Genomic DNA, 25,855 nt, shown 5'->3' on the forward strand with positions numbered 1-25,855 from the left:
ACAGAATTTTGAACGCCCTCCGGTCATATTTGTACCAACTATGTCCGTATTTACGATATTGCCGATGCCATTTAGGTCGATACTCATTAATAAAGAGTCATGAGTTTCTTTCGCATAACAAGATAGGTTGTTACGATTCTTGTTTTGCATACACTGGGACCAAGCGTTAACGATTGTGTCATTAGCCTTTTGAATTAAGGCGTGAGACGACTTACTTCCCTCATAAGATTGGTCATCTTGAGAACAATGCTCTCTTTTCCATTCTTTAACGTTACCGCCGCCACCACCGATAGAAAAAATTCCAATAACATCAAGTGCTAAGTCACCACCAGAGCTACCTGAGCTGAACTCAGAGCTACAAACCCACTTTTTAAGCGCGATTTTTGATTCAAAATTCATCGTTTGTTCGTAAGTATCAAGCACTCCGCCGGCTAGAATAGCATTACAACTCTCGTACTGAACTACCGCTACTGCACTCGCAGAAGCTGCAATTGAAGAGAATGCTAAAGCTATTAAATAGCGTTTATTTTTCACGTTAATTATTAATTTATATTGGTATTTTATAATATAAAGTAGAGTATTGTAATGTGAAAAAATGTACATTGTTACCATTTTTAGTAAAGTTCCACACCCTTGTTGTTATTTCTTTAATTTTAAAATATAGAATGTTATTTGTTTTGCATTTTCCCATTTGTGTATTTATAAGTGTTATTTATTTACAATGTCTAGAGCGGCGGTGCAGAATCTATCAACTTTATTTTTTTAGTGCAATAAAGGAGTTTTTGATTAAATTTGTGTGTTTATAAAGTCGGGTTTTATTTTTATATTTTCTTTTATTGTCATTATAAAAGGTGAGGTTATGGTTTTTTATTAATTTGTTATTTTATTTATTTCTTAATATTTTGTTTTGTATTTTTTGTTTTTTTCATGGTTAAAGGCACTTTTATTATACTTTTATGTGTTTAGAGGTTGCTAAAAGTAGATTTAAAGTACAGCTTTGTTGTGAGTGCAGGCATATTGAAACGCTAATTACATAAGTTTTTGCGTAGAAAAGCTGCGTTATCACGAAATAGGGTTTTAGAATTACGCAGTCAAGCTTGTACTATTTTTGCACTGACTAATAAAAATCAATCAGTCAATGATTAGTACTTCGGGTTTGAACATCTGCATTAAGCTGATTAATAGCATCGGCAAATAGCAACATCGGGACGTGCGTACTTTTTAAGATTGAGGTGCAGCAGGAAATCATATGAGTTAACATAGCGACAACTAAAACGATGAGTGTCCTTATGCTTTTCAGCACATCATTAATTTTGAGTTGTGCCTTGCTAGGTTGTGCCGTTGGCTTTTTGGCTGGGTTACTTGGTATTGGTGGTGGATTAATTATCGTTCCGATGTTGTCCGCAATTTTAATAGGCTTTTCAATTTTACCTGCAGAGCAAGTCATTGTGGTTGCCATTGCAACATCATTAGCGTCAATTTTATTTACCTCGACTTCATCAGCGTTAGCCCATCATCGCAATAATAATATTCCTTGGCACATAGCCCCTTGGGTGATGAGTGGCGTCGCAATGGGGGCTTTGATAAGTGGTTTTTTAACAACATTAATTCCTGCTTTAGTCATCAAGTGGATTTTTTTAGTGTGCGTTGTTCTAATAGCAATTAATATGGTGATTTCCAGTAAGCGTGGCGACAACGCTAAACAAAGAGCATTGCCGGGTGGCCCGTTTATAAGTGTTATAACAAGTATTATGGGAGCGCTGAGTGCCATGATTGGCATTGGTGGCGGTGTATTAATTGTCCCGTTACTATGCTTTTTTTCAGTGGACATGCGAAAGGCGATTGGCTGTGCCACGGTCAGTGGCATAGTGATCGCCTTATTTGGCAGCATTGGGTATATTGTTTCGGGCAGTGAGAAACTCTCATTACAACAAGGTTTTGCTGGTTACGTTTATTTGCCAGCGCTGTTTGGCATTGTGTTGACTTCGTGGTTTACTGCGCCCTTAGGCGCAAAAGCGACACAGTACCTGCCTGTGGCAACAATTAAAAAGGTGTTTGCATTCATATTGGTAGTGATTGCAGGCAAAATGTTATTTTATTGAGGGAAAGCGATGGCTTTGCAGTTTCCAGAAATAGATCCAATTATTTTTTCAATTGGACCGTTAAGTGTACGTTGGTACGGTTTGATGTACCTGATTGGCTTTGCATTTGCTATGTGGTGGGCAAATAAAGAGTCAGAAAAGCCCAACTCAGGGTGGACCAAAGAGCAGGTCAGTGATTTACTGTTTTACGGCATGCTTGGGGTTATTTTAGGTGGACGCATAGGCTACGTACTCTTTTATAACTTCAATAAATTTTTGGCGGACCCTATTACCTTGTTCAAAGTATGGGAAGGCGGCATGTCATTCCACGGCGGTGCGCTTGGTGTAATTACGGCTATTTTTGTATTTGCTTGGCGAACTAACAAGTCACCGCTATCAGTCGGGGATTTTGTCGTGCCAATGGTACCAGTTGGTCTTCTTGCGGGCAGAATTGGCAACTTTATAAATGGCGAACTTTGGGGGCGTCAAACGGATGTACCGTGGGCAATTATATTCCCAACCGGTGGCGATGTGCCCAGGCACCCTTCTCAATTATACGAAGCTTTTTTTGAAGGCCTAGTGCTATTCTTAATCTTGGTTTGGTACCGCAAACAGCCTCGCCCAGCGGGCAGTATTGCAGGTCTATTTTTGCTAGGTTACGGTAGCTTTAGGTTTGCGATAGAGTATTTCCGTGAACCTGATGCGCATATTGGGCTGTATGCAGGTGTGATATCACAAGGGCAAATTTTATCACTGCCGATGATTATTGGTGGATTAGGCCTGATGATTTGGGCGCACCGTCGAGAGGCTGTGCGTACAGCTTAGCGCGGTACTATTAACCTCCACTAAACCCAAAAAAGAGTGACTCAAAAGTCACTCTTTTTGATTGTAACTTTGCTAAGCCGTCATTTGGCGTTATAGTATCGAACATTAGCTATCAGTTGATTCATAAATTACCGTGAAAACATCTCGCACATCAAAACTTACCACTATTGCTGTTCAGTTTATGCTGATGGCGGTTGTTATGGTGATGTTTATTGTGCAGCCAACCGCTAAAGCTGCAATGGTTTGTTCACACACCATGCCGTCGGGGCATGTGTCTATGAATATGGAAACTGAAAGTCACGGCCATAAGCATATGGCAACATCAAACAACCACATGCCAATGTCGATGCACGGTGATATGGATTGCTGCAAAACGGAATGTAGTTGCCCAACTAGCATGTGCGCACCTTTCTCGCTTTATGTTGGTGGTGCCAACTTGCTATATAGCCGAAGCGGGTTGGCTGATAAACCACTTCCAAGTCCCACTGGGACCCCACAAAGTACCGTAAACTTCGTTTATAAACCCCCCATTCTGGCCTAACACAGGCTTATTATGCCCAATATTTGGGTTTTTGGTTATTAATCCATCAAGGTCATGTTTGTTTGCTTCAAGATTTTGAAGTGTGTTAGTTATTATTTAAGCGTGCCTGCAGATGGTCCAACAATGATATAAATTGTAAGAGTGTCAGAATGCAATATTTTAGATTAGTACTCCAGTGGGGGGTCTTTGCCGCTGGGTTGATTTTTCATAGTTATTCCTATGCCGAGCATAGCTCAGCGCTATCTGTTTTAAAAATTTATAAAACGCCTACTTGTGGTTGTTGCGGGAAGTGGCTGAAGCACCTTGAGGACCAAGGCGTATTTCATCAAGCCATTGACTTAGCAGATCTGAGTGCAACCAAAAAGCGTTTGAATATTTTACCAAGATACCAGTCTTGCCATACTGGTGTTAGTGAGCATGGGTATGTGTTTGAAGGCCATGTGCCAGCAAAGTTTATTAAGCAGTTTTTAAAGGCTCCAATCAAAGGGGCAATCGGTTTATCTGTGCCTTCAATGCCGCTGGGCTCACCTGGTATGGAGGTTGGCAAGCGTTTTCATCCCTATCAAGTTTTGTTGTTAATGCCAGATGGCAGCCACACAGTATTTGCAGAAGTTAAGCGATATGAGGAGCAATTCTGATGAGCGTTTATCTAGTGAGTTCTAAAGCAATTATGGGTGTGCCCAGTCTTTTGTTCTTATGCCATTTCGGGTTAAGTGCAAGCGCCCTAACAAGGGCAGGCTTTTTGGATTGTGTATATTATGCCATGCGAAATAGAAGGAGTATCGCACTATGATGTTGTCGATTAAAAAACACCTCCTAGGGTTACTTGTGGGCGCACTTGTCGGCGGTGGTTTGGTTAACCTCTACACTTTCTATAGCAGTGAAAAATCAAGCGAAAACAAAGCCGCTGAAGAGAAAAAACCACTTTATTGGGTGGCGCCAATGGATGCCAATTACCGCCGTGATAAACCTGGAAAATCGCCAATGGGTATGGATCTCGTCCCTGTATACGAGAAACCGCAAGTTAATGAAGGCTCAGGTCCTGGAGTTGTAACAATTTCCCCCCATGTTGAGAATAATTTGGGGGTAAGAACTGCACTTGTTAAAAGCATGCGCATACATACAGAGATAACCACGGTAGGTTACGTTGGCTATGATGAAGATAAGTTAGTGCACATTCACCCGCGAGTAGAAGGTTGGATAGACAAGTTGTACATCAAGTCGATGGGAGAGAGAGTGGAGCAGGGTCAACCGCTATATGAACTGTATTCACCTGAGCTTGTGAATGCACAAAAAGAGGTGTTGGTAGCTTTAAAACAATCTGATCAACAACTTATTAGCGCTGCGCGCAAGCGTTTGAAGGCGCTGAAAATGTCACCCAAATTCATAGAGCACTTGGTGCAGACGAAAGAAGTCAGTCAAACCGTGACTTTTTACGCGCCGCAATCTGGTGTAGTAGAAAATTTAAATATTCGAGAAGGGTTTTACGTTCAACCTGATACAACAATGATGAGCATCGGTGAGTTGCAGCAAGTGTGGGTTGAGGCTGAAGTATTTGAACGAGAAGCAGCCTTAGTGAAAGCTGGTTTGCCCGTGACGATGAAATTGGACTATTTACCGGGCAAAACTTGGCAAGGTGAAGTGGACTATGTCTATCCAAGCCTTGATGCCCAAAATCGAACACTGCGAGTTAGGTTGAGGTTTAACAATAAAGACTTGGCATTAAAACCAAATATGTTTGCGCAAATTTCTATCCATAGCGACCCCGTCGATGAGGTAGTAACGGTACCTAAAGAAGCGGTGATCCGCACGGGCCAACAGGACAGAGTAGTACTCGTTGTTGGTAATGGCCAGTTTAAGTCTGTCGAGATTGTCATCGGGCGTGTAACCAGTGAGTACATTGAAGTATTAGATGGGCTCGCAGCAGGAGATGAAATTGTGACTTCTGCTCAATTTTTAATTGACTCAGAATCAAGTAAAAACTCCGATTTTAAGCGCATGAATGTAGGCGAAACGCCCACTTTTGCATGGATGCAAGGTAGGGTCAATGAGATACAGCGACAACAACGGATTGCCAATATTACGCATGACCCTGTAGCGGCATGGAACTGGCCAGAAATGACGATGGACTTTGGCATTGCTGACAGTGTTGACATAGAGGCACTCAAAGCGGGTCAGGCACTGCATTTTAAAGTCATACAGTCAGGCTCCGGAGAGTATTTGGTCTCTGAAATCCATATTGTTTCTGAACCGTCATTTCCGAGTGCTACGGTACGTGGCGTGATCAATCAAGTTGATATTGATGCGCGGGTATTAAACATCAGCCGTGAAGCAATCGAGAAATGGAATCGTCAGGCCGCTACGATGGATTTTGTTGTAGCAAAGGGTGTTGAGCTTCAACAGTTCAAAACAGGCGATGCTGTCAAATTTACCTTTGAAGTTAGGGAAAACTTAGTGGTGACAGAGATCATGTTGCAACAGGCTGGCGATGAAGCACATCACAGCCACGGCCATCATTAAGGAGCCAGAATGATTGAATCTATCATTAGGTGGTCACTGGTCAATCGCTTTTTTGTTTTGCTGGTTACGGCAATGGTGGCAATAGGTGGCGTGTATTCGCTTAAAAATACCCCCGTTGACGCTATCCCTGATTTGTCTGACGTACAAGTGATTGTCAAAACAAGCTATCCAGGTCAAGCACCTCAAGTTGTACAAGATCAAGTAACATTTCCATTGACGACGGCAATGCTTTCGGTGCCAGGCGCAAGAACCGTGCGGGGTTTCTCTTTTTTTGGAGACTCATACGTCTATATTATTTTTGATGACGACACCGATTTGTATTGGGCACGTAGTCGAGTTTTAGAGTATTTGAGCCAAGTTTCTGCAAGTTTACCTGAAACGGCAAAGCCACAGCTGGGGCCAGATGCTACCGGTGTGGGTTGGGTTTATATCTATGCGTTAACAGATCGAACCGGTCAGCACGATATTAGTCAGCTGCGCAGTATTCAAGACTGGTTTTTAAAATATGAATTGCAAGCTGTTGCTGGTGTTTCTGAGGTTGCTGCGGTGGGCGGAATGGTTAAGCAATACCAAGTAGAAGTTAATCCTGATAAGCTTCGAGCCTACGATGTACCTCTCAGCCTGATTGAAGTGGCTTTAAAACAAGGCAATAAAGAAACGGGGGCTTCGGTGGTCGAAATGGCGGAAGCCGAGTACATGGTGACCGCGACGGGATATATCCAATCGATTGAAGATATTGAAGCGATCCCACTTGGCGTCAATAGCAAAGGGACGCCTTTAACGATAGGTGATGTAGCAAATGTACAAATAGGACCACAAATGCGGCGAGGGCTCGCAGAACTGAACGGTCAAGGTGAAGTCGTGGGGGGCATCGTGGTGATGCGCTTTGGCGAGAATGCGCAGCAGACAATTGAAGGGGTTAAAGAAAAGCTTGCGTCACTTCAAAATTCACTGCCTGCGGGTGTGGAAGTAGTTCCTGTGTACGATCGCTCTCAACTTATTGAAAGGGCTGTCGATAATTTATGGAGTAAACTGCTTGAAGAGTTGGCCGTGGTTGCTTTGGTTTGCGTGGCGTTTTTATTTCATCTACGTTCATCAATTGTGGCTGTCGTGACATTGCCGCTTGGGATCTTAGCCTCTTTTATTATTATGAACTTGCAAGGCATCAATGCCAATATCATGTCTCTTGGTGGTATTGCAATTGCGATCGGTGCGATGACAGATGGTGCGATTGTTATGATAGAAAACATGCATAAGCACATGGAAAAAACGCCATTAACAGATGAAAACCGTTGGCAGATAGTGGCAAAGGCGGCTTCTGAAGTGGGCCCCCCGCTATTTTTCAGTTTGTTAATTATCACAGTGTCGTTTTTACCGGTATTTATATTGGAAGCGCAAGAGGGCAGAATGTTTGCACCATTGGCTTATACGAAAACCTATGCCATGGCCGCTTCAGCAGGGCTTGCGATTACTTTGGTGCCTGTTTTGATGGGGTATTTCATCCGCGGCAAAGTGGTGTCACAAGATACGAACCCTCTTAATAAATTTTTAATTGCCCTTTACATACCTGTGCTCAGGCAAGTGATGCGGTTTCCTAAAATTACGATTGCAGCAGCATCATTGATTACCATCGTGGGCTTTTACCCCGTCAACAAAATTGGCAGTGAGTTTATCCCACCATTAGATGAGGGGGATCTGATGTATATGCCTACCACTTACCCTGGCATTTCAATCGGCAAGGCACGAGAGCTGTTGCAGCAAACGGATAAACTGATACGCACAGTGCCGGAGGTTGAAAATGTATTTGGTAAAGTTGGACGGGCAGAGACGGCGACGGATCCCGCGCCATTGACGATGATAGAAACCTTTATCCAGCTCAAACCTCGATCGCAGTGGCGAGATGGTGTGACGACCGAAAGTCTAAAAGCCGAATTAGATCAATTGGTGAAATTTCCCGGTGTAACCAATGCTTGGGTAATGCCTATAAAAACACGGATAGATATGCTGGCTACAGGCATAAAAACGCCTGTTGGTATTAAAGTCGCTGGTCCTGATTTAGATGTAATTCAAGAAATTGGTCAGCACATTGAGCGTATTTTACCAAACGTTAAAGGGACAGCATCAGTGTACTCCGAGCGTGTTGCTGGTGGACGCTATATTAAAGTGGATATTTCTCGAAAGAAAGCAAGCCGCTTTGGTTTAAATATTGCGGACGTGCAGCAAGTTGTGTCTACAGCAATTGGTGGGATGAATGTGACTCAAACGGTTGAAGGACAAGAGCGCTACCCCGTTAACCTGAGGTATCCGCAAGACTATCGAGATTCACCTGAGCAACTGGCGAGGTTACCGGTGATCACTCCTTCAGGACAGCGTATCGCTTTGGGAGACGTCGCGAATGTATACATCGAAAATGGCCCTCCAGGCATAAAGAGCGAAAATGCGCGTATAAATGGGTGGACGTTTATTGATATAGAAGGAGTTGATATTGGCAGCTATGTAAACGATGCAAAAGCTTACTTGGCATCAGAGCTTGAGCTGCCTACGGGGTATTCCATTACTTGGGCAGGTCAATATGAGTACATGGAAAGAGCAAAAGAAAAGCTCTCTTATGTGCTGCCACTCACTTTGGCTATCATCGTAATACTGCTCTATATGAATTTTAGAGCTATCAGTGAGGTTGCCGTCATCATCGTTACGCTACCTGTGGCGTTGATAGGTGGATTGTGGTTAATGTATATAGAAGGGTTTAATTTTTCGGTGGCTGCGGGGGTTGGATTTATTGCTTTAGCAGGCGTAGCGGTCGAAATCGGCGTTATTATGTTGGTGTATCTGAATCAAGCTTTGAGCGAGTTAAAGTATCGGGCCCAAAGTACATTTACGCCTATATCAATGGCGCAATATAACCAAGCCCTGGTGGATGGCGCTGGTTTACGTGTAAGGCCAGTGATGATGACTGTTGCCACGATTATTATTGGCTTATTGCCCATTCTTTATGGGACGGGAGCTGGCTCTGAGGTTATGAGTCGAATTGCCGCGCCTATGGTCGGGGGCATGAGTAGTGCGGTTTTACTCACGCTCATTGTGTTACCCGCAGTATATAACTTACTTAAACGTGGTGAAGTGGCACGGTTCAATCGAGTTTTAACTTCAGAAAAGTAAGTCAAATTAAAGAAGCAATGCCAATATGGCATTGCTTCTGATCTCAATTTTAAAACTCAGCTGGGCAATCTTGCTCGCGAGCGCTAAAGCAGCCACTATTGTTTTCAGCAGCGATGCAAGCCGCATTGCCGAATGTGGGACACATGTCGGGCTGCCCACCAGCAATGCGCTTGGTCATTTCCAAATCCATTTTTTTGTCGTTAGAAAGGTGCTTTAGGGTATTTCTCTTGATTGATAACTTCACTTTATTTTCCTTATGGCTTGATAATAGTTCCTAAATTAACCTATCAGTTGTTTTTGAATGTGTTAACTGTTTTTATTTCTTTGTTTGGAATTTTATATTCTAAAAGTAAAAGTTGAAATGAGGTGGAAAAGTTGAATTCAAATTTACTTTAAATAAACACATGCGGACAATGATGGTGTCACTCACAGAGGCAGTGTATGATAGCGCTCAGTACAGTTTAGTTTAGTGATAGGGTTACATAAATGAAGCAATACTTGGACTTATGCCAGCGTATCGTAGACGAGGGTAAATGGGTAGAGAACACTAGAACTGGTAAAAGATGTCTCACCGTGATTAATGCCGACCTTACCTATCATGTTGATAAAAATGAATTCCCACTAGTGACCACACGAAAAAGTTATTGGAAAGCTGCGATTGCGGAATTACTTGGTTATCTGCGTGGTTATGACAGTGCTGCACAATTCAGAGAGATTGGTTGTAACACTTGGAACGCCAATGCAAATGACAACCAAGACTGGTTAAACAATCCAAATCGAAAAGGTGAAGATGATATGGGGTTTGTATATGGCGCAGTCGCCAGAAACTACCCCAAACCTGACGGTGGCAGTGTGGATCTTGTCAAGCAAGTGATTGATGACTTGTCTCAGGGTATCGATAACAGAGGTGAGATAATTACCTTCTATCACCCTGGTTCTTTTCATCTTGGTTGTTTACGCCCTTGTATGTTCCAGCATCAATTTTCGATTCTAGATGGTGTGTTATATCTAAATAGTTATCAGCGTAGCCAAGATGTGCCTTTAGGCGGTAACTTCAATGCGATTCAAGTATTTACTTTGTTAAAGCTAGTTGCACAAATTACCGGACTTAAACCGGGCAAGGCGTTTCATAAGATCGTTAATGCACATATTTATGAAGACCAACTGGAATTAATGCGTGATGTACAATTAAAACGCGCACCATTTGAATCGCCTCAGTTACATATTAACCCTGATATAAAGACATTTGAAGACTTGGAAACGTGGGTAACTTTGGATGACTTTGAAGTGACTAACTACCAACACCACGATGCGATTCAATACCCATTCTCCGTATAAAGAATTCAAAAAAGCAGCACAGAGTGCTGCTTTTTTGATCTCGATAGTTCCTGCAATAAATACAAATATAGTGTGCTGTATTCCCCTCAAAAACATACTTGCAGATTGTTTTTTGAACAAAAGGTAGGGGTTTTATCCTTTTTTGTGGACAATTAAGTATTTTTTAGTCAGTCTAAAGGCCTATGTTAGGACGGAAATGTCATATTAGTTAATTTAGTTTGGGTCTTGCAGTATGCCTACCACTTTGTGGCCAAAAAAATTATTGTCAGTATTACCTTTGTTGGGATTATTTGGCTGTGCAAACACGGAACTTTCACTAGAAGAAAAAATAGCACAGCAAGAAGCAATACATGCGCATAAAAGTATGATTGCCTCATATGACAAAAATAAAGCGAGTATTGAACGCCTTGCGCAAATGGAGGGGGACTTAAATCAGCTACTTGCCATTTTATCAGTGGAGGCTGAAGTGGAGACAGTGCAAAATCACCTTAGTCCAACGCAAGAAACGACAATTCATACGGCAACAGATAGTATTGAGCCCCAGTTAAATGATTCGCAGACAGCAGTGACTTCAAACCGAGTGATTGAAGCGGACGTGACGACCCCAGATTTAGTGCTGGGCATTCATATGAAACGTGAACGCGCTTTACGTCAGGTTGAACATATTGATAAGCGACTAAATAAGGTTAAGCAGCAATACCACCTTGTATTTAACTCCGTGCATGCTCAAATGATTGAACCGAGCGATCAGCAATATCTTTACTATGTAACTGCAAAAGGTTTTACCTCAATAGAAGAGGCTAAAGTATTTTGCAAAGCGATGGTAAATATCGCAAAAAGATGTACCTATTTATAGAACGCGTGTAAATTAAATTCTCCGAGTATGGCTGGATAAGCTGTGTTGGAATCAAAGAAGGAGCTTTGGGTATTTTTTAGAGTTTATGCTCTTATTTATTTGGCAAGAGAAGTATTTCTTAATCACAACTTCTTCCACAGTGGTTTTAAAAGGATAACACAATGAAAAACAAGACTAGAAAAATAGCCCTTGTGACCGCTCTAACTGCGGTGACGTTTACCTCTCACGCGGGTGAGCAAAGAACATTTGAAGCGAAAGTAACTGTAAAAAATGCGTTTGAATTAGAGAAGCAGTCAGATCTGTTATTTGGCACAATCCGAGCGAAAGCAGACACCACAGGCTCTGATACAGCGACTTTGGTAATCCCAGCCGATACCGGCAAAGCAGCCAGTGTAACGTCTACTAATATCAGCAATGCAGAAATCTCTATTTTAGAAGCTGGGGCGCCTGCGCAGTTTAAGATCTCTGGAGTCGTCCCTTTTGCAACGTTGAATATTACAGAACCTGCGGAAACAGATATTGTCTTAGCGGGTGGAAACCCTAATGCTGCGGGTTTTAAGATGGACTCTTTTACCTACTACATCGAAACTGGTGCGCTGAGCAAACAAGACGTTGCGGGTAATAAAATTCAGGTGGATGACAAAGGTGAAGCACTTTTCAACATTGGTGCGACACTTAAAACGACCACTGGCGGCACTGCCAATTACTTAGATGGTAGCTATAGCGGCACTTTTACCATCGAAGTGAGTTACTAGGTTATTGCTGGTTTGAAACATGCCATACGTAAAGGAAGTTTCAATACATTAGCCGCGTTCATTGCATTGTTGGTTGCACCTAGTTTCTATAGCTATGCGAGCGTTGTTGTTGAACGGCCTTTAAATTTTGGCACTGTTTTAATCTCAAATCATGCTGAAGTTGGCCGTGTACAAATGCGAGCCAACGGGCAAAGCACAACCAATGGGCCGGTGCATCTGGTGTCGGGTGCACATACTGCAAGCATTGTATTGTCGGCTCTACCTGCGCAAACAAATATTGCTATAAGCACCAATATCATTACCCCTCAAATGTCTCACAGTAATTTAGCCATCTCGGGTATTAATCTAATTCACTTGGAACATGTGGACCGAGTGTATAGTGATACGCTTGGTAACGCACAATTTGAGGTGGGTGGCACGATAGAGATAAAAAGCAGCCCCAGTCAATATCCAGATGGCACATACCGAGTTTGGGCAAGCATAGAAGTGAGTTATTAGTCATTTATGAAGAATCTGTTTTTAGTTATTGGTCTGTTGATAATTGGCCTGGTGAGTAATTTTGTCCACGCAAGCTTGATGATCTCCCCTACTCGAGTTGTATTTGACGAACGCCAGCGCACAGCGAAGGTTTTTTTGATTAATAACAGCCAAGAAGAGAAAACGTACCGATTGGGTTGGAAGGAAAAATACGCTTTGCCTACCGGTGGATACAGAGATTTAACTACTGATGAAGTGGGGTCTTGGCGTTTGAGTCAATTAATTCGAATGACGCCAAAGCAAATTCATTTAGCACCCGGTGAAAGGCAATTAGTAAAATTAGCACTGAGACGTAAACAGGGAATGGCACCGGGGGAGTATCGCTCCCACTTGTTTTTTCAAGCGCTACCAACAGAGAAGAGTGTGACCTCGAAAGCAATTGGAATTAACCTAAACATGATTCTGAGTTATAGCATTCCCGTTTTATACCGTAAGCAAACCTCCGTACCAAAAGTAAATTTAAGTGATGTCCAAATCGTGGAGAGTGGCTCGGGAAAACAAGTCATTAAGCTGAAAATGCACCGCTTAGGGAACGCCAGTACATTCGGCAAAGTTCAAGTGTATTGGAAAGGGGGGGATGAACAATCTTGGCAGCGTGTGTCTGTGGCAAATAATTTTGCAATTTACCCTGAAGTAGAAAGTGCGTCGGTTGAACTTAATGTCCTGACTGAGCAAAAAATGCAGAATGCAGGTCAGCTCAAAGTAATCTATACAGGTCAGCAAGAGTACGTTGACAAGGAATTTGTTAAAAAGATTTTTGCTCTTACGCCCTAATTTTAGGTGTGACAGTATTGCGCGACTTTTATACTGTATTTGTTTGGTTGATATTGGTTAGTCTACTCGCTGGCAAAGTGACTGATCTTCGTGCCGCCCCAGTGGCATTTAAAGTCGGTGTGGTACACGCTGGGGGAGCGCGAATTGCAGTAGGTGAAGATCTACTTTTATCTCTCTATATAAATGAAGCATACATAGCAGAAGTTTTTGCCATTAAAACAGAGCACGGTGCTGCGATTGAATTGCAAAGTCTTTTTTCCAGTTTAGATTTTGCCATTTCTGCACAAAATACTTCTGCTTCAACTAATTATGTGGGTTGGTTCATTGCCCCAAAACAATCGTTCTCACTAGATCTAGAAAAACAGCGAGCCCATGTGGCAGGGCGTGTTGAGCACTTTAATAACTATCAGTGGCGCCAACTTGAAGGGGAAACCTATGTCGATGCAAATTTATTAGCATCGTGGTTTAATCTCAAGTTTATTATCAACTATCAAGATTTAAGAGTACAGGTACTCAGTGCAAAGGTGTTGCCAATTGAGCAGCGTCTTGCGCGAAAGAGTCGTACTTTTTCTATGAAAAATACCCACCCATTGCCGATATTGCCATGGCAGCCGAGCCCTTATCAAAAGTGGAGTGCGCCACTACTAGATTTTCAACTCGGAGTTAAAGCAACAGACTACGATACGAAATTAGATTATGTTGTTCAAGGCAGTCAAGATATCGCTTATTGGAACACCCATTATTTTGTGCGGGGTAGTGAGCAGGATCTGGCAAGCCAAAGTCGATTACAAGCCAGTCGCTCATATTCTGATGCCGTTTCTTTGGGCCCGCTAGAAGTCACGCAACTCGAGTTTGGTGATATCATAGGAACTCATATTGGCAGAGACTATCAGGCGACCCATGCGCGGGGAGCGAGAGTCACAAACAGGCCTGTGTATAAAGAGGTTGATAGTCAAATCGTGAGGATCAGCGGTGGTGTACAAGTAGGCTGGGATGTTGAGCTATACCACAATGGGTTGATGATTGCACAGCAGCTGAACATTCAATCGGGATTGTATGATTTTGACAATATAGAGTTGTATTTTGGCAGCAATGCATTTGAAATCTTGATGTACGGGCCACAAGGGCAAATTGCACAAGATGTTCGCTCGTATTATGTGACAGGCAATGCGATAAAAGCAGGTGAGCATTATTTTGATATGTCGATAGTGGATACTGGAAGCACATTACTTAATGATAAACTCGTTAATTTGTCTACCTCAGGTTGGAATCTACTATCTCGTTATGATTATGGTTTGAGTGAGAATGTTGCCGTCTACACTGGTGTGCGCTACGGCTTAGAAAGTCAGGCTAACCAATATCAACTGTCAACGGGCGTCAGCTTTGATATGTGGAATAGAGGATTGTTGAATGTAGACTTAAGCCGGGATGAACAGGGCAATCAGTTAACTCAATTACAGGGAAGAACAGAGGTGAATGGCCACTCTCTGAGTATGACCTTTAATGATCGCAATCGATTTTTGACACCACAAAGTATATCTAAGGTACGCTCACAGGAGTTGTACTTGCGCGCTTCAGGCCAATTTTATAGTTATGGCTCTTTGCGGTTAAATTATCAAAATACGTTAAATTGGCAGAGAACACAGCAACAAAATCGTTTTATGGCGACAAACTTGCTGGCAATGGCGACACGAGCCGGCACATTCAGTAATCAACTTAGTTATTTTAAACACGACACGGATGACGAGACCGAGTTATTTGGTGGTTTGCGTTGGCAGGGGCGGCTGGGGCGAGCTTATGGTCGTTTTAACATAGGCTATCAGCTACAGCCGAGCCGGAAATTCACGGATTATCAGATACAAATAAGTCAGTCAATTCAACCCGATCTTGACGTAGAGTTGGAGTATACAAAGTCGTTGTTACATGACGGCTATGAGCTAGGGGTAGGGCTTAGTTGGCACAATGACAGACTCCGTTTAACCGGGGACTTTAGCTACCAGCAAAATGAAGAGTGGCAACTTGGTTTCGCAACTCAGTTTAGTTTAGGTTACCCCAATACGAGAGAGATACTACTCTTTACAGACAAACGTCTCGCGAGTACAGGTTCTGTGGCTGTCAAAGTGTTTTTAGATCATAACAACAATGCCGTCTTTGATAAGAATGATGAAGTTTTACAGGGCGTGAGAATTAAATCAGTTCAAAGTTTAGGGCAAGCACAAACTGATGATAACGGCATTGCTTTACTCACCAATATGCCGCTAGAGCGCAGAACAGATATTCGATTGGATATAGATACTTTGCCAGATCCGTTCTATATTCCGGCACATGACGGACGTTCGGTGACTCCGCGTCGGGGACTCATTACATATTTGGAGTACCCGGTTGTACATGCCGGAGAACTAGAAGGTGTTACCTACAGAAAACATCTGGATGGTAGCAGTTCACCACTACCTTACGCGACAATAGAGCTGGTAGATAAAGACAATAAAGTTGTTGCACAGGCTAAGTCAGCATTTGATGGATATTATGTACTTAGCAATATCCGGCCAGGTCTTTATGAAGCTCGTGTGAAACAGCAATCAGATGACGAGTTTACACAAAGAGGCAAAGTCGCAGTTCAGCTATCCAACGAGGGGGATGTACTGTTGGAAGTCGATTTAACCGTAGAGCAGCTAGAGCAACGCGAGCGTATTATTGCCAGTGGTGGTAGGTTTAACTCCCTACCCATTTTAAAAACTTATGCCTTGATGCTAGTAAAAAAGTCACCAGGGTTGTTCCAATCTAAACCTTTTTATATGTATGACAGGCAGCGTGAGGACTATTTACTGGGTTTTTCACTTTATGAGCATGTTGAAAAAGCGGCAAAAGCTTGCCTGACATTCAAGCGAAAAAAAATAAATTGTGAAGTAGAAGAAATCACACTCAACTATTAAAAGTAGTCACTCGAGCAATACTAACTGAAATTGATGTCACACGAACAATATAATTATTGATATGAGAACTTGGTTCGATTTTTGCATTTCCTGTCATATTGAATGAGAGGTGCAGAATATGCGTATTTTATTATTGGTGTTGGTTGGCTTGATGACGGGATGTAGTTCCAGCCTGTTAATGAATCAAAGTAATCAACCTACAGCAAAAAATACACCACCCGCGCGCACTGTGCATAGTTACGTGGGTGAGTTAGCTACTCAATTGAGTCAGTACAGCAAACCTTTAAAGCCGGGGGCATCAATTGCAATAACCAGCTTTTATAAAGACAGCAAGCTCGGTATGGACACCGTACACAGTCAAGGTGAAGGACTGAGTAATCAAGTTCAAGAGAGCTTCATTACATATATGACACAGATGGGTTTGCAGGTTGTCGAGTTTCGCATGCAAAAAGCTATAAGTTTGTCGGATGATGCCGATAACATACTTAGCCGTGATATAGATAAGCTTAAAGAACGACATAAATTTGACTTGGTGTTAACCGGTACTGTCAGTGAAAGCTTCAATTCTTATACGATACATGCACGTTTGATTGATATGGTAAATAATAAAACGATGTCAGCAGCGTCCATTAGCTTGCCCAAAGCCACTTTGTGGGGAGAAGAGCAGGTGCAAATGCGTGATGGTTTACTTCATCGCGGCCAATATTGACGGAGAAAAATATGAAACAGTACGCATTCGGGCTTATTTTACCGCTTTTGTTTGGTTGCATGCTTACCGAAGATGACCGCAGTAACCGCAGTGCCATTGTGGTTGAGAAAAACGCTTTTGCCACACCTGAGAGCCAATTTCAGGCTCATCCCAGCGGCATGCATGGTATGACAGTTTCGCAGCAAATGGCGAGTCGTAATGTCACCCACTATGTGCAGAACTTAATGCAAGATATGATCGGTAACTTGCGTTACGTGAATGATCGTACACCCATTGCTGTGGCTACTTTCGTATTCCTAGATGAAGATTATAACTATGGGTCTTTATTGGGTAACCAACTTTCGGAGAGCTTTATACATGAGCTTCATAACTTTGGGGTGCCTGTTGTCGATTTTAAAACGACAGACTTTATGCGCGTGACCAAAGAAGGGGACTTTATTTTTAGTCGAGACTTCTTAGAGTTATCTGATGAGCATACGTTCAATTATGTGCTCGCGGGCACGTTGGCTAACCATCAGGGCGGCGTCTTGGTCAATGCACGGATTGTCGGTGTTAAGAGTAAGGCTGTGGTTGGAACCGCACAAGGCTTTTTACCTCAAGCGGTTGTTAACGCTCTAAGAGACGGTATTGGCCATGATGGTATTCGGTTAGAGCGAGCGAGTAGGTAATGACTATGAAACGATGTGGCTTAATTTTTAGTTGCCTTGCTGTACTGAGTGGATGTGAATCGTCAACACATACGCAAATTGTGCCGAAGCAGCAAGTTGAGTCTAGTGTGACGCAACAGGCACGGCAATTAACGCAGCTTTCACGTGAGCTTGATACAATATCAGATATTGAGTATAAAGATCGTGGTTTTATCAGCTACACACACAATAAGCAAATATCAAACTATGCTGGCCAAATCGCGTTGGAGCTATCTGACTCATTGTCTGGCATTTCACCTAGTGCGGTGGCGATTACGAGTTTTGTAAGCTTTGATAGTAGCCTACGTCGCAGTAATCAGCTTGGCAATCAGCTAGCAGAGTCGATGATCCATCAGTTTCAAAAAATGGGTTATCCTGCACTCGATTTTAAATCCCACCGAGGGATTGCAGTTACTGCCAATGGTGACTTTATTTTGTCGAGGAATGCCAAACAATTACCTAAAAAGCCAGCCCCCAGTCACGTATTAACCGGTACTATGGTTTACCGAGACAAAGGCGTTGAGGTCAATACACGACTTCTAGATTTTGATAATCGCTTAGTCGTTGCTAGTAGTAATGTGATGATCCCTTACTTTATTCTTAGTCCTCACGCGACTTCAACATACTAATCCAGATTTGGTGTTCACTAACTATTGTGGGTGAGCACCGTTTACCCCCAACATTTTTGCTTCAAGCTAAGGCTAAAAAGGCTTAGATTTAGCACCTTGCTTCTCTCTTTCATGAATTGTGTTTGCGATATACAGGGATACAAGGTGAAATAAAATATGCTTGTGTTTTAGTCTCTTAAGTTGTTATATATTAAGACAAAGGCAGTTCAACTAGTCTCCGTAGTTTAATGGATAAAACGAGGCCCTCCTAAGGCTTTGATGTAGGTTCGATTCCTACCGGGGACGCCATTCAAAACGATATTGCCAACCAAACTACAAGGCAAAGTCTTCCGGCGGAGTAATAATTAACTCGACGATGTCATTGACCTGAATATTGTTCATTGGGCGGTTTTGTATATTTTGCGCAATGGCATTTTGCGTATTGACCTGTGTTACTTTAACTCGGTTTATTGTTTGAATACTACGTGAGAAAAACTGGTTTCTTTTTCCTGCCACGTCACTACGATGTGCGACACTCAGGACCTGTCCTTCCTTAATGCCGTGCGCTCTGCCAAGGTTTATCACAAGCTGATCTTGGTCTTTGTGGAGGATTTTACCTCTGGTGGGCATGCACGCAAAAGCTTGGTCTAAATCTTGAGCTAGGCTATTGAATACACTTTGGATACGCTTGCCATAGTCAGTATGCCAGAAAGTATCACTGTAGACATCGATGATTTTAGTTTTCTCGAATGGCCAAATACCTGTCACACTGTAGTGTTGTTGCCACACCTTGTCTTTGGTGAGGGCATCAAACGCAACAAAATCGATTTTGAAGCTGCGCACAAACTCGTCGTCTTGCCAAAATGCATAATCGCTGTTGAGTTGCTGTGAACTAGCAAGATCAGTGATCTGGCTGAGTAAAACATATTGACTATTGCTCGTGGCTGTTAAGCTTTCGATTAGCTGCTTGTCATAATCAAAGTTTTGCGAAAAAAACGCTCTAACATTGAGGCTTTTATCTATGAAGGGGATGGGCTTTACCGTCATATTTCTTTGCATAAGTGTTTGATACAAACGCTCGCTTGAAGACTTATGGATGTCAAAAATTTGACCTAACCGAGCTTGGTGAGGTTGAATAAGCTGACTTTGAGTGACGGTAATTTGTTTACTGAATGACTCTTCAGGGCATTTTTGTTGTTTTGGAAAAATATCCAAATGTAGAGTCACACTCATGACCCCATTTTTGGTGTTTTCTGATACGAGATTAATCTCTTGGATCTCTCCATGACTTTTGATTTTGATATGATCTTGCGCCAACACGCCGTCAGCTAAGGTCTGCACACTAGATACGGTTGCGCCAGAGAATATCAATGCTTGTGTTATAGCATCTTGTACAGCTTCTTGTCTGGCGGCTGCTCTGTCAGAGGTGTAGGCATTTGCATAACCCGTAACTTCAAACCACTCAGCTTTACAAGGAAGACTAAGTGCACCTGTAACAAGCGCTAGACAACTTAATTTTTTCATTGAGCAATTACCATATCAAAAATCTATCTAACGTTGTTAACGCAAGTCTTATGCCAATAGTGTTGGCTCAATTTGTGCATAAGCATTAGTGGACGTTAATTGGTTTTATTAGGAGTCGGTAGCAAATGCGAAAGTTTTATCAAATCGGCAAAGTACTTGCTGCAAGTTTTGTACTTGGCCTCACTGGGTGTAGTTCAATTATCGACAAACATGTAGAGTATAGTTATGTACAGCCTGATAGCTACCCCGTTTTAAAAGCAATTGGTTATGCGCCGCTTGATGCACAGCCTGGGGCAACTGACAGTGAGAAAATGTTGATGGCTATTAAGGTATCTAAGTTAGAGGCTTACCGAGAGCTTGCAGAGCAGGTGTATGGCCACCAGCTCAATGCATCGACAACCGTAAAGGGGGTTATCGCCCAAAATGATGGCTTGAGAAGCCAAGTACAAGGGGTGATCCGTGGGGCTAGGGTATTGAAATCTTACGCGGTCGGGGACATTTATACGACAGAACTAGAGTTGGATATGAAGACTGTCTACGATCTTTACATAGGCCAAGTTAAACCCAAGAAAATCCAGCGAGTAACGTATTACTAACCTTTGCCAAGAGGTTATCTATCGGCACAAAAAAGCACGCTAGGTAATAGGCGTGCTTTCAGTATGATTTGTGTGTGTGTTTTTATCGCTAAGCTTTTAAGTTTTTTACAAGCTCACTGACATTTTCAACCACACTACCTTCCTCTGTGTATGTAGTTGAAGTTGGTGTTCCTATTAGAATTTCTTTCAATTCTCGGACTGTCATATTGGCCAAATGAGCGGCTTTGGCGTTAACTTCGTTTTGATTTTTACATTTATACAATAGCGTGTTGATTTCTTCTGTAAGCGGAACTACATCTGGGTCTTTGAATAGTTCAGCTGGAAATGAAGACAAACTTTTATCAGTTTTTTGAATCGTATTGAGGTAGGTAATCTTTTGCCGAGCAATTTCTTTTAAACTATCACCGTTTCTTGAGCTAAGAATAGTCAACTCCTCATCAAGAAGCTGGGTCAAAGCTTCTAACGAGGCGATTTGAGCATTTAATTGCTGTATACACAGCTCAGTTGTATTATCCATATAAATCAAATTCAAATGCGGCTATATTTTTGGCTAATTTTTCTGCATCGACTTGATATTTGCCTTCAGCAATGGCTTTTTTCAGCTCTTCGACCTTTTTACTGTCGAATGCTGGAGCTTGCTGTGCTTTTTCTTGCAAGCCTTTAAGTTGTTGCGCTTGAGGCGTCAAGCTTACAGAATCTGCTGCTGCTTTCTGCTGGGCTGCAGGTTTAGTTGCAGGATTATTTGCATCATTTCTTTGCAATTCAGCACGTTGTTGCTTAACATTATTAGCAACATTGTTCGGCTGATTCTGACCGTTAATGTTATTAACCATGATTCTGACCCATTAAAAAAGTTGATTCAGTCTTTATATCGACCGTTCCTTTATTTACTTTAGCAAAAATTTTAAATATTGACCGCTACGGAATCAACATCTTTTACACGTGCTCGTATAGTTTTTCCTGATTTTGTGTTTTTAACTCGGATCTGTTCACCTAAGTTGCCGTCTTGCAGGGCTATTCCTTGTGTTTTGATGGCGAAGTGTTCGTTACCAGCCAAAATTATAACAGTATCTCCCTTACAGACCATGCATATGTGCCTCATGTTAATTGATTTATCAGCTTGAATGCGCCGTTTTGTTTTACTGCCAATCAACATTGAAATGTCGTCAATATTCGATGCACGCACAAAGTGTTTTGGTCGCATCGCAATTTTGAGATCTTCCGCTTGTAGCACAACACCTTTGTCCAACCGCTGTGAACTGACTATAACAGGAAACAACACTTCAATTCTCACATGCACAAATTGTACCCATTTCTCTCTACTATCACAACGGACTTGTACCGTAACTTGGCGCGTAAATGGTGGGCGTGTTTTGCTTGATACTTTTAGGGGGAGTGCGCACTGCCTATTAGGAAGACGAGAGTCAAGGGGGAGTGCGCTGATATTAGTTTCTCCCTTAGACTCTTGAATAGCATGTTTTTCTACATACTTTATTGCGAGTTCCTGAATTTGCTCTGACTGATAGGTCTGAGCATAAGCGGATGACATGGCTAAAAAATATGCCAAAATAAGAAAGAATTGAACTGCAACTGTATTTTTTAACAAACTCATGATGTTTCGACTATGCTTATGGGGTGAAACAAGGTATAAAGATTTTGCGTGAATTGCTTCACCGCTTCAAGTGCAACTTTGAATGCTAATTAACAAGCAAACATTGTTCCGATAAGCTGTATTTTGAGTAGGAGAATGAAATGGCAGGTATTTTAGACTCAGTTAACCAACGAACTCAGTTGGTGGGTCAAAACCGACTTGAACTATTACTCTTTCGTTTGAAAGGTCGCCAACGCTTCGGTATCAATGTTTTTAAAGTAAGAGAAGTGCTCCAATGTCCACCTCTTACGGCTATGCCAAAATCTAATTCGTATGTAAGAGGGGTTGCGCACATCCGTGGGCAAACTATCTCAGTTATAGATATGTCTCTCGCTGTCGGCGGGCCGCCAATCGAAGATATTAAAAATTGCTTTGTCATCATTGCTGAATATAACCGCTCAGTTCAGGGCTTCTTGGTGGGCGCGGTAGAGCGCATTGTAAATATGAATTGGGAGCGCATTATGCCTCCACCATCTGGCGCGGGCCGTTACTCTTATGTGACCGCTGTGACAGAAATCGAAGAAGAATTAGTAGAGATACTCGATGTTGAGAAAATCTTAAATGAGATTTGCCCAATTAACACAGAAGTCAGCGAAGACATTGTTGCTGATGGAGAGATGCAAAAAGACCTCGGCGAGCGTATTGTATTCATTGCAGACGACTCTGCTGTAGCTAGAAACCAAGTCAAACGAGCGCTTGAACCGCTCGGAGTGCAAACAGAGTTGGCCAAAAATGGTAAAGAGGCACTCATACGATTAAAAGAGATCGCCGAAGTAGACTGTCAAAATGACATCACTGAGCGTGTTGGGCTTTTGATTTCTGACGTTGAAATGCCAGAAATGGATGGGTATACCCTAACAGCGGAAATTAAAGCCGATCCAAAATTAGCACCTTTACATGTTATATTACATACTTCTCTCAGTGGTGTGTTTAATCAGGCTATGATTGAAAAAGTCGGTGCAGACGACTTTATCGCTAAATTTAACCCTGATGAACTGGCGTCTGCTGTGAAGAAATGGGTTCATTGTGATTAATAAGTGGCGGTATAACTTTGGAAAATAAACATCTTGAGCAAAGCGAGTACGATCAATTTCGCACTTTTTTAGAACAGCAGTGCGGGATAGTGCTTGGTGATAACAAGCTATATTTGGTGAAGAGTCGGCTTGCGCCTTTGATGTCTCGATTCAATGTGGATTCTCTTTCTTCATTGGTGAGCAAAACTCTGAGCCCACATGAGCGCCAGCTGCGAGCCGCAGTTGTTGATGCAATGACAACGAATGAAACGTTATGGTTTCGTGATCAATATCCGTTCGAATTGCTAAAAAAGAAAATTTACCCTGAATTTAAAGACTTGCGTCGTCCAGTAAAGATATGGTCAGCGGCTAGTTCTTCGGGTCAGGAACCGTATTCAATAGCGATGTCGACAAGTGAATATCAGTCCCAAAACCCAGGCGCACTAAAAATGGGTGCACAAGTTGTGGGGACAGATATTTCTAATACAATGCTCGATATGTGTAAGAATGCTGAATATGATGCACTTGCACTTGCACTTGCGCGTGGTTTATCGCCAGAAAGGCGTAAAAAATTCTTTATGGATAGTGGCAATGGCATGGCAAAAGTTGTCGACCCTATTCGTAAAATGGTGAATTTCAGACATTTAAACTTGCTTGATTCATACGCACTATTGGGTAAGTTTGACGTGATTTTTTGTCGCAATGTGCTTATCTACTTCTCGCCAGAAGTGAAAGCGAAAATTATTTCGCAGTTTGCTCAAGCGCTAAACCCAAATGGATATCTATTTTTGGGGGCGTCAGAGTCTATGGCCGGTTTAAGTGACGATTTTGAAATGCTGAGGTGCAACCCCGGCATTATTTATCAGAAAAAATCTTAACCATAAAAAAGCAGCAGAAGAGCTGCTTTTTTATTTTAGCAGTGCTGACTAACCTAAAATAATGTGTGGAATAAAACGGCTTAAATCTTGTGTTATTAAGCTTTTGTCTGCTCTTAACCCTATTCCTGCGGGCTCGTCTCCTACCACCCAGCTGCCGACCACGAGATACTCGTCTTCAAATTTAGGTAGTGGGCTATATGCTTGATAAACATATCCCTCTTCGCCATAACCCCCTAAAGATTGCGCAACTATTTTGTTATTTTTACGGATTTCAATGTTCGCGCCTTCTCGAGAAAAAATTGGCTTTTTAACTATACCTTGATGATTTGGTAATTGATGTTTTTGGTCGGAAAAATACGCTGGTAATAAGTTAGGGTGGTTTGGGAAATGCTGCCACAGCAGTGGCAATATTGCTTTATTCGATAGTAGCGCTTTCCAAGATGGCTCTAACCAAGTTGTTGTAGTGTCAATCAAGGCGTGTGCATACTCGTCCTCAAACATAAACTCCCATGGGTACAATTTAAAACACCAACTAATTGAAGTGTCGTCTAAATCAGTAAACTGGCGATGATTATCTATTCCAATATCTTCGATATAAACAAACTTACTCCGAATACCCGCCTCAATGGCACAGCTTTTTAAATAATCAATGGTCCCCTTGTCCTCGGCAGTGTCCTTACAGCAGCTAAAATGTAAGCTCTTAGAGCGATTGAGTTTGTGTAAATGTCGAAAACGAGCAATCAACTGCTCTTGTATGCTATTGAATTGATCTGTTTGTCTAGGCAGTAATCCCGCATCGACTTGTTGTTCAAGCCATATCCACTGCCAATATGCTGACTCGAATAAAGAGGTGGGCGTATCGTAATTGGCCTCAAGTAGTTTGGCGTTGTGACGACCGTCATAACAGAGATCAAAGCGACCATACAAATGAGGATCTCGCCTTAGCCAAGAGCGCCTTATAATATGCCAAAAAGGCTCAGGGATAGCGAAACGCTGCATCAAGGCATCATCATTACAAACCTTGTCTACAATGTGCAATAACATTTGATGTAGTTCAGCGGTAGGGGCTTCTATACCTTGTTCGATCTGCTTGAGTGAAAATTGATAGTAAGCTCGCTCATCCCAGTAGGGTTGTCCGTGCATGGTATGAAATCTAAACCCAATTTCTTGGGCTTGTGCCCGCCAGTTTGGACGTTCATTTATGGGAACTTTTATCATTTGAATAGTGCCGTCAGACTTCAGGTTTTGTTTTCTCTAAAAGTAAAATAAAGAAGGGGTTACCCACCCCAACTTCGACTGCTGGCGCTGCGACCAAAGCCTCCTCGACTTTTGGTTCTCGTGACCACTTTGTTTGGTTTCGCCCTGTAATTGATGGCAGAAGAGCTTACTTTGGTTGTTCCTGCTGCGCTTGTGCTAGCAACAATAGCATTTTGAGCATTGCGATACTTGAAGTAGTCGTCCTTACTACGGTATAAGGGCTTTGCACCTGAATAGTATTTACCACTTAAAAATGCCGCTTGTTTTCGCTTGCGTTTTTTCATGGCATCAAGGCCTTCATCAACGGCCTCAGCTATCGCCGCGACCATAAACCCTGCCATTAACGGCCGCCATATTCCGCCGTTGTTATCACATTGTTCATAGCCAAAATCGCCTTCACAAAGCTGTTCTGTGGCATATTTGGGCGCTTCAGAGAGATGCCTATTTTGTGCTTGTTCATACTGAAATTGACAGGCGTCCTCTTCAACACCAAAGGAGGTACAATCATCAATGTTTTTAAACAGCAATGCTGACTCATCACTATCGCCACATCCTACAAGACTTGCACTGGCACCCATCATTAAGGTTAGCTTAACATGCTTGCTGCGTTTCAT

25 protein-coding genes, 1 tRNA gene and 1 pseudogene are annotated in these 25,855 nt (G+C 42.3%); 19 read left to right on the forward strand and 8 right to left on the reverse strand.

Features of this window, described 5'->3' with window-relative positions:
* Positions 1-534: pseudogene (locus N482_RS15390) on the reverse strand (hypothetical protein); the annotation flags it as partial.
* Between the two features lie 755 nt (positions 535-1,289).
* On the opposite strand from N482_RS15390, the gene N482_RS15395 reads away from it, so the two are divergent.
* The 6 genes from N482_RS15395 (at position 1,290) to N482_RS15420 (ending at position 9,126) form a co-directional block, all read left to right on the forward strand.
* Positions 1,290-2,102 carry a sulfite exporter TauE/SafE family protein gene (locus N482_RS15395; RefSeq protein WP_419555042.1) on the forward strand — a complete coding sequence of 271 codons (813 nt, stop codon included), beginning with the start codon at positions 1,290-1,292 and terminating at the stop codon, positions 2,100-2,102.
* Positions 2,103-2,111: 9 nt separating this feature from the next.
* Positions 2,112-2,906, forward strand: a complete 795-nt coding sequence (gene lgt, locus N482_RS15400) for a prolipoprotein diacylglyceryl transferase (protein WP_063377873.1) — start codon at positions 2,112-2,114, stop codon at positions 2,904-2,906.
* Between the two features lie 133 nt (positions 2,907-3,039).
* Positions 3,040-3,447, forward strand: coding sequence for a hypothetical protein (locus tag N482_RS15405; protein ID WP_155730608.1), 408 nt, complete (start codon positions 3,040-3,042; stop codon positions 3,445-3,447).
* A gap of 149 nt (positions 3,448-3,596) precedes the next feature.
* On the forward strand, positions 3,597-4,085 hold the full coding sequence (locus N482_RS15410) for a DUF411 domain-containing protein (RefSeq protein ID WP_063377875.1): 489 nt from the start codon (positions 3,597-3,599) through the stop codon (positions 4,083-4,085).
* Positions 4,086-4,239: 154 nt separating this feature from the next.
* Entirely contained in the window at positions 4,240-5,967 is a 1,728-nt protein-coding gene (locus tag N482_RS15415) for an efflux RND transporter periplasmic adaptor subunit (RefSeq protein WP_063377920.1), read from the forward strand.
* A 9-nt stretch (positions 5,968-5,976) separates the two neighbouring features.
* Positions 5,977-9,126 (forward strand): efflux RND transporter permease subunit, encoded by a 3,150-nt coding sequence (locus N482_RS15420; RefSeq protein ID WP_063377876.1) that lies wholly within the window; start codon positions 5,977-5,979, stop codon positions 9,124-9,126.
* A 49-nt stretch (positions 9,127-9,175) separates the two neighbouring features.
* Here N482_RS15420 and N482_RS15425 read toward each other — a convergent pair whose 3' ends face one another.
* A complete protein-coding gene (locus N482_RS15425; protein WP_063377877.1) occupies positions 9,176-9,370 on the reverse strand; it encodes a hypothetical protein in 195 nt (64 codons plus the stop codon).
* Between the two features lie 242 nt (positions 9,371-9,612).
* On the opposite strand from N482_RS15425, the gene N482_RS15430 reads away from it, so the two are divergent.
* From N482_RS15430 to N482_RS15475, 10 genes are all read left to right on the forward strand, one after another.
* Positions 9,613-10,464 carry a thymidylate synthase gene (locus tag N482_RS15430; protein WP_063377878.1) on the forward strand — a complete coding sequence of 284 codons (852 nt, stop codon included), beginning with the start codon at positions 9,613-9,615 and terminating at the stop codon, positions 10,462-10,464.
* A gap of 232 nt (positions 10,465-10,696) precedes the next feature.
* Positions 10,697-11,320: a hypothetical protein gene (locus tag N482_RS15435; protein WP_063377879.1), complete on the forward strand. Its 624-nt coding sequence runs from the start codon at positions 10,697-10,699 to the stop codon at positions 11,318-11,320.
* A 161-nt stretch (positions 11,321-11,481) separates the two neighbouring features.
* Positions 11,482-12,075, forward strand: coding sequence for a DUF4402 domain-containing protein (locus N482_RS15440; protein WP_063377880.1), 594 nt, complete (start codon positions 11,482-11,484; stop codon positions 12,073-12,075).
* 12 nt (positions 12,076-12,087) lie between these two features.
* Positions 12,088-12,573, forward strand: a complete 486-nt coding sequence (locus tag N482_RS15445; protein ID WP_063377881.1) for a DUF4402 domain-containing protein — start codon at positions 12,088-12,090, stop codon at positions 12,571-12,573.
* 6 nt (positions 12,574-12,579) lie between these two features.
* Positions 12,580-13,386: a molecular chaperone gene (locus tag N482_RS15450; protein WP_081227982.1), complete on the forward strand. Its 807-nt coding sequence runs from the start codon at positions 12,580-12,582 to the stop codon at positions 13,384-13,386.
* Between the two features lie 17 nt (positions 13,387-13,403).
* Entirely contained in the window at positions 13,404-16,319 is a 2,916-nt protein-coding gene (locus tag N482_RS15455; RefSeq protein ID WP_063377882.1) for a hypothetical protein, read from the forward strand.
* Positions 16,320-16,437: 118 nt separating this feature from the next.
* Entirely contained in the window at positions 16,438-17,028 is a 591-nt protein-coding gene (locus N482_RS15460) for a FlgO family outer membrane protein (protein ID WP_063377883.1), read from the forward strand.
* 11 nt (positions 17,029-17,039) lie between these two features.
* Positions 17,040-17,696, forward strand: a complete 657-nt coding sequence (locus tag N482_RS15465) for a FlgO family outer membrane protein (protein WP_063377884.1) — start codon at positions 17,040-17,042, stop codon at positions 17,694-17,696.
* 5 nt (positions 17,697-17,701) lie between these two features.
* The gene (locus N482_RS15470) at positions 17,702-18,343 is read left to right on the forward strand and encodes a FlgO family outer membrane protein (RefSeq protein ID WP_063377885.1); all 642 of its coding nucleotides are present in this window, start codon (positions 17,702-17,704) and stop codon (positions 18,341-18,343) included.
* 213 nt (positions 18,344-18,556) lie between these two features.
* A tRNA-Arg gene (locus N482_RS15475) sits at positions 18,557-18,631 on the forward strand.
* 24 nt (positions 18,632-18,655) lie between these two features.
* Here N482_RS15475 and N482_RS15480 read toward each other — a convergent pair.
* Positions 18,656-19,846, reverse strand: coding sequence for a flagellar assembly protein T N-terminal domain-containing protein (locus N482_RS15480; protein WP_063377886.1), 1,191 nt, complete (start codon positions 19,844-19,846; stop codon positions 18,656-18,658).
* Between the two features lie 125 nt (positions 19,847-19,971).
* Here N482_RS15480 and N482_RS15485 point away from each other — a divergent pair, with 125 nt between their 5' ends.
* Positions 19,972-20,442, forward strand: a complete 471-nt coding sequence (locus tag N482_RS15485) for an LPP20 family lipoprotein (protein WP_063377887.1) — start codon at positions 19,972-19,974, stop codon at positions 20,440-20,442.
* Between the two features lie 88 nt (positions 20,443-20,530).
* Here N482_RS15485 and flgN read toward each other — a convergent pair whose 3' ends face one another.
* From flgN to flgA, 3 genes are all read right to left on the reverse strand, one after another.
* Positions 20,531-20,959, reverse strand: coding sequence for a flagellar export chaperone FlgN (gene flgN, locus N482_RS15490; protein WP_063377888.1), 429 nt, complete (start codon positions 20,957-20,959; stop codon positions 20,531-20,533).
* On the reverse strand, positions 20,952-21,275 hold the full coding sequence (gene flgM, locus N482_RS15495; RefSeq protein WP_063377889.1) for a flagellar biosynthesis anti-sigma factor FlgM: 324 nt from the start codon (positions 21,273-21,275) through the stop codon (positions 20,952-20,954). The genes flgN and flgM overlap by 8 nt, the downstream gene beginning before the upstream one ends.
* A 71-nt stretch (positions 21,276-21,346) precedes the next feature.
* Positions 21,347-22,054, reverse strand: a complete 708-nt coding sequence (gene flgA / locus N482_RS15500) for a flagellar basal body P-ring formation chaperone FlgA (protein WP_063377890.1) — start codon at positions 22,052-22,054, stop codon at positions 21,347-21,349.
* A gap of 140 nt (positions 22,055-22,194) precedes the next feature.
* Between flgA and N482_RS15505 the strand changes: the two genes are divergently transcribed.
* Together N482_RS15505 and N482_RS15510 are read left to right on the forward strand one after the other, a co-directional pair.
* Positions 22,195-23,127 (forward strand): chemotaxis protein CheV, encoded by a 933-nt coding sequence (locus tag N482_RS15505; protein ID WP_063372352.1) that lies wholly within the window; start codon positions 22,195-22,197, stop codon positions 23,125-23,127.
* A gap of 17 nt (positions 23,128-23,144) precedes the next feature.
* The gene (locus tag N482_RS15510; RefSeq protein ID WP_063377891.1) at positions 23,145-23,984 is read left to right on the forward strand and encodes a CheR family methyltransferase; all 840 of its coding nucleotides are present in this window, start codon (positions 23,145-23,147) and stop codon (positions 23,982-23,984) included.
* Positions 23,985-24,032: 48 nt separating this feature from the next.
* Here N482_RS15510 and N482_RS15515 read toward each other — a convergent pair whose 3' ends face one another.
* On the reverse strand, positions 24,033-25,202 hold the full coding sequence (locus N482_RS15515) for a glutathionylspermidine synthase family protein (RefSeq protein WP_063377892.1): 1,170 nt from the start codon (positions 25,200-25,202) through the stop codon (positions 24,033-24,035).
* Positions 25,203-25,261: 59 nt separating this feature from the next.
* Complete coding sequence (locus N482_RS15520) at positions 25,262-25,855, reverse strand: DUF1190 domain-containing protein (RefSeq protein WP_063377893.1); 594 nt, start codon at positions 25,853-25,855, stop codon at positions 25,262-25,264.

It is taken from the genome of Pseudoalteromonas luteoviolacea NCIMB 1942 (assembly GCF_001625595.1).
Lineage (GTDB): Bacteria > Pseudomonadota > Gammaproteobacteria > Enterobacterales > Alteromonadaceae > Pseudoalteromonas > Pseudoalteromonas luteoviolacea_A.

What these genes read in the sequence shown, in the direction of transcription:
- N482_RS15485 (WP_063377887.1), top strand. Translation starts at nt 19,972, where the DNA reads ATGCGAAAGTTTTATCAAATCGGCAAAGTACTTGCTGCAAGTTTTGTA.
- N482_RS15465 (WP_063377884.1), top strand. Translation starts at nt 17,040, where the DNA reads ATGAAACAGTACGCATTCGGGCTTATTTTACCGCTTTTGTTTGGTTGC.
- N482_RS15470 (WP_063377885.1), top strand. Translation starts at nt 17,702, where the DNA reads ATGAAACGATGTGGCTTAATTTTTAGTTGCCTTGCTGTACTGAGTGGA.
- N482_RS15515 (WP_063377892.1), bottom strand. Translation starts at nt 25,202, where the DNA reads ATGATAAAAGTTCCCATAAATGAACGTCCAAACTGGCGGGCACAAGCC.
- N482_RS15505 (WP_063372352.1), top strand. Translation starts at nt 22,195, where the DNA reads ATGGCAGGTATTTTAGACTCAGTTAACCAACGAACTCAGTTGGTGGGT.
- N482_RS15520 (WP_063377893.1), bottom strand. Translation starts at nt 25,855, where the DNA reads ATGAAACGCAGCAAGCATGTTAAGCTAACCTTAATGATGGGTGCCAGT.
- N482_RS15480 (WP_063377886.1), bottom strand. Translation starts at nt 19,846, where the DNA reads ATGAAAAAATTAAGTTGTCTAGCGCTTGTTACAGGTGCACTTAGTCTT.
- N482_RS15440 (WP_063377880.1), top strand. Translation starts at nt 11,482, where the DNA reads ATGAAAAACAAGACTAGAAAAATAGCCCTTGTGACCGCTCTAACTGCG.
- flgN (WP_063377888.1), bottom strand. Translation starts at nt 20,959, where the DNA reads ATGGATAATACAACTGAGCTGTGTATACAGCAATTAAATGCTCAAATC.
- N482_RS15415 (WP_063377920.1), top strand. Translation starts at nt 4,240, where the DNA reads ATGTTGTCGATTAAAAAACACCTCCTAGGGTTACTTGTGGGCGCACTT.
- N482_RS15430 (WP_063377878.1), top strand. Translation starts at nt 9,613, where the DNA reads ATGAAGCAATACTTGGACTTATGCCAGCGTATCGTAGACGAGGGTAAA.
- N482_RS15435 (WP_063377879.1), top strand. Translation starts at nt 10,697, where the DNA reads ATGCCTACCACTTTGTGGCCAAAAAAATTATTGTCAGTATTACCTTTG.
- N482_RS15460 (WP_063377883.1), top strand. Translation starts at nt 16,438, where the DNA reads ATGCGTATTTTATTATTGGTGTTGGTTGGCTTGATGACGGGATGTAGT.
- N482_RS15395 (WP_419555042.1), top strand. Translation starts at nt 1,290, where the DNA reads ATGCTTTTCAGCACATCATTAATTTTGAGTTGTGCCTTGCTAGGTTGT.
- N482_RS15450 (WP_081227982.1), top strand. Translation starts at nt 12,580, where the DNA reads ATGAAGAATCTGTTTTTAGTTATTGGTCTGTTGATAATTGGCCTGGTG.
- flgM (WP_063377889.1), bottom strand. Translation starts at nt 21,275, where the DNA reads ATGGTTAATAACATTAACGGTCAGAATCAGCCGAACAATGTTGCTAAT.
- N482_RS15410 (WP_063377875.1), top strand. Translation starts at nt 3,597, where the DNA reads ATGCAATATTTTAGATTAGTACTCCAGTGGGGGGTCTTTGCCGCTGGG.
- lgt (WP_063377873.1), top strand. Translation starts at nt 2,112, where the DNA reads ATGGCTTTGCAGTTTCCAGAAATAGATCCAATTATTTTTTCAATTGGA.
- flgA (WP_063377890.1), bottom strand. Translation starts at nt 22,054, where the DNA reads ATGAGTTTGTTAAAAAATACAGTTGCAGTTCAATTCTTTCTTATTTTG.
- N482_RS15420 (WP_063377876.1), top strand. Translation starts at nt 5,977, where the DNA reads ATGATTGAATCTATCATTAGGTGGTCACTGGTCAATCGCTTTTTTGTT.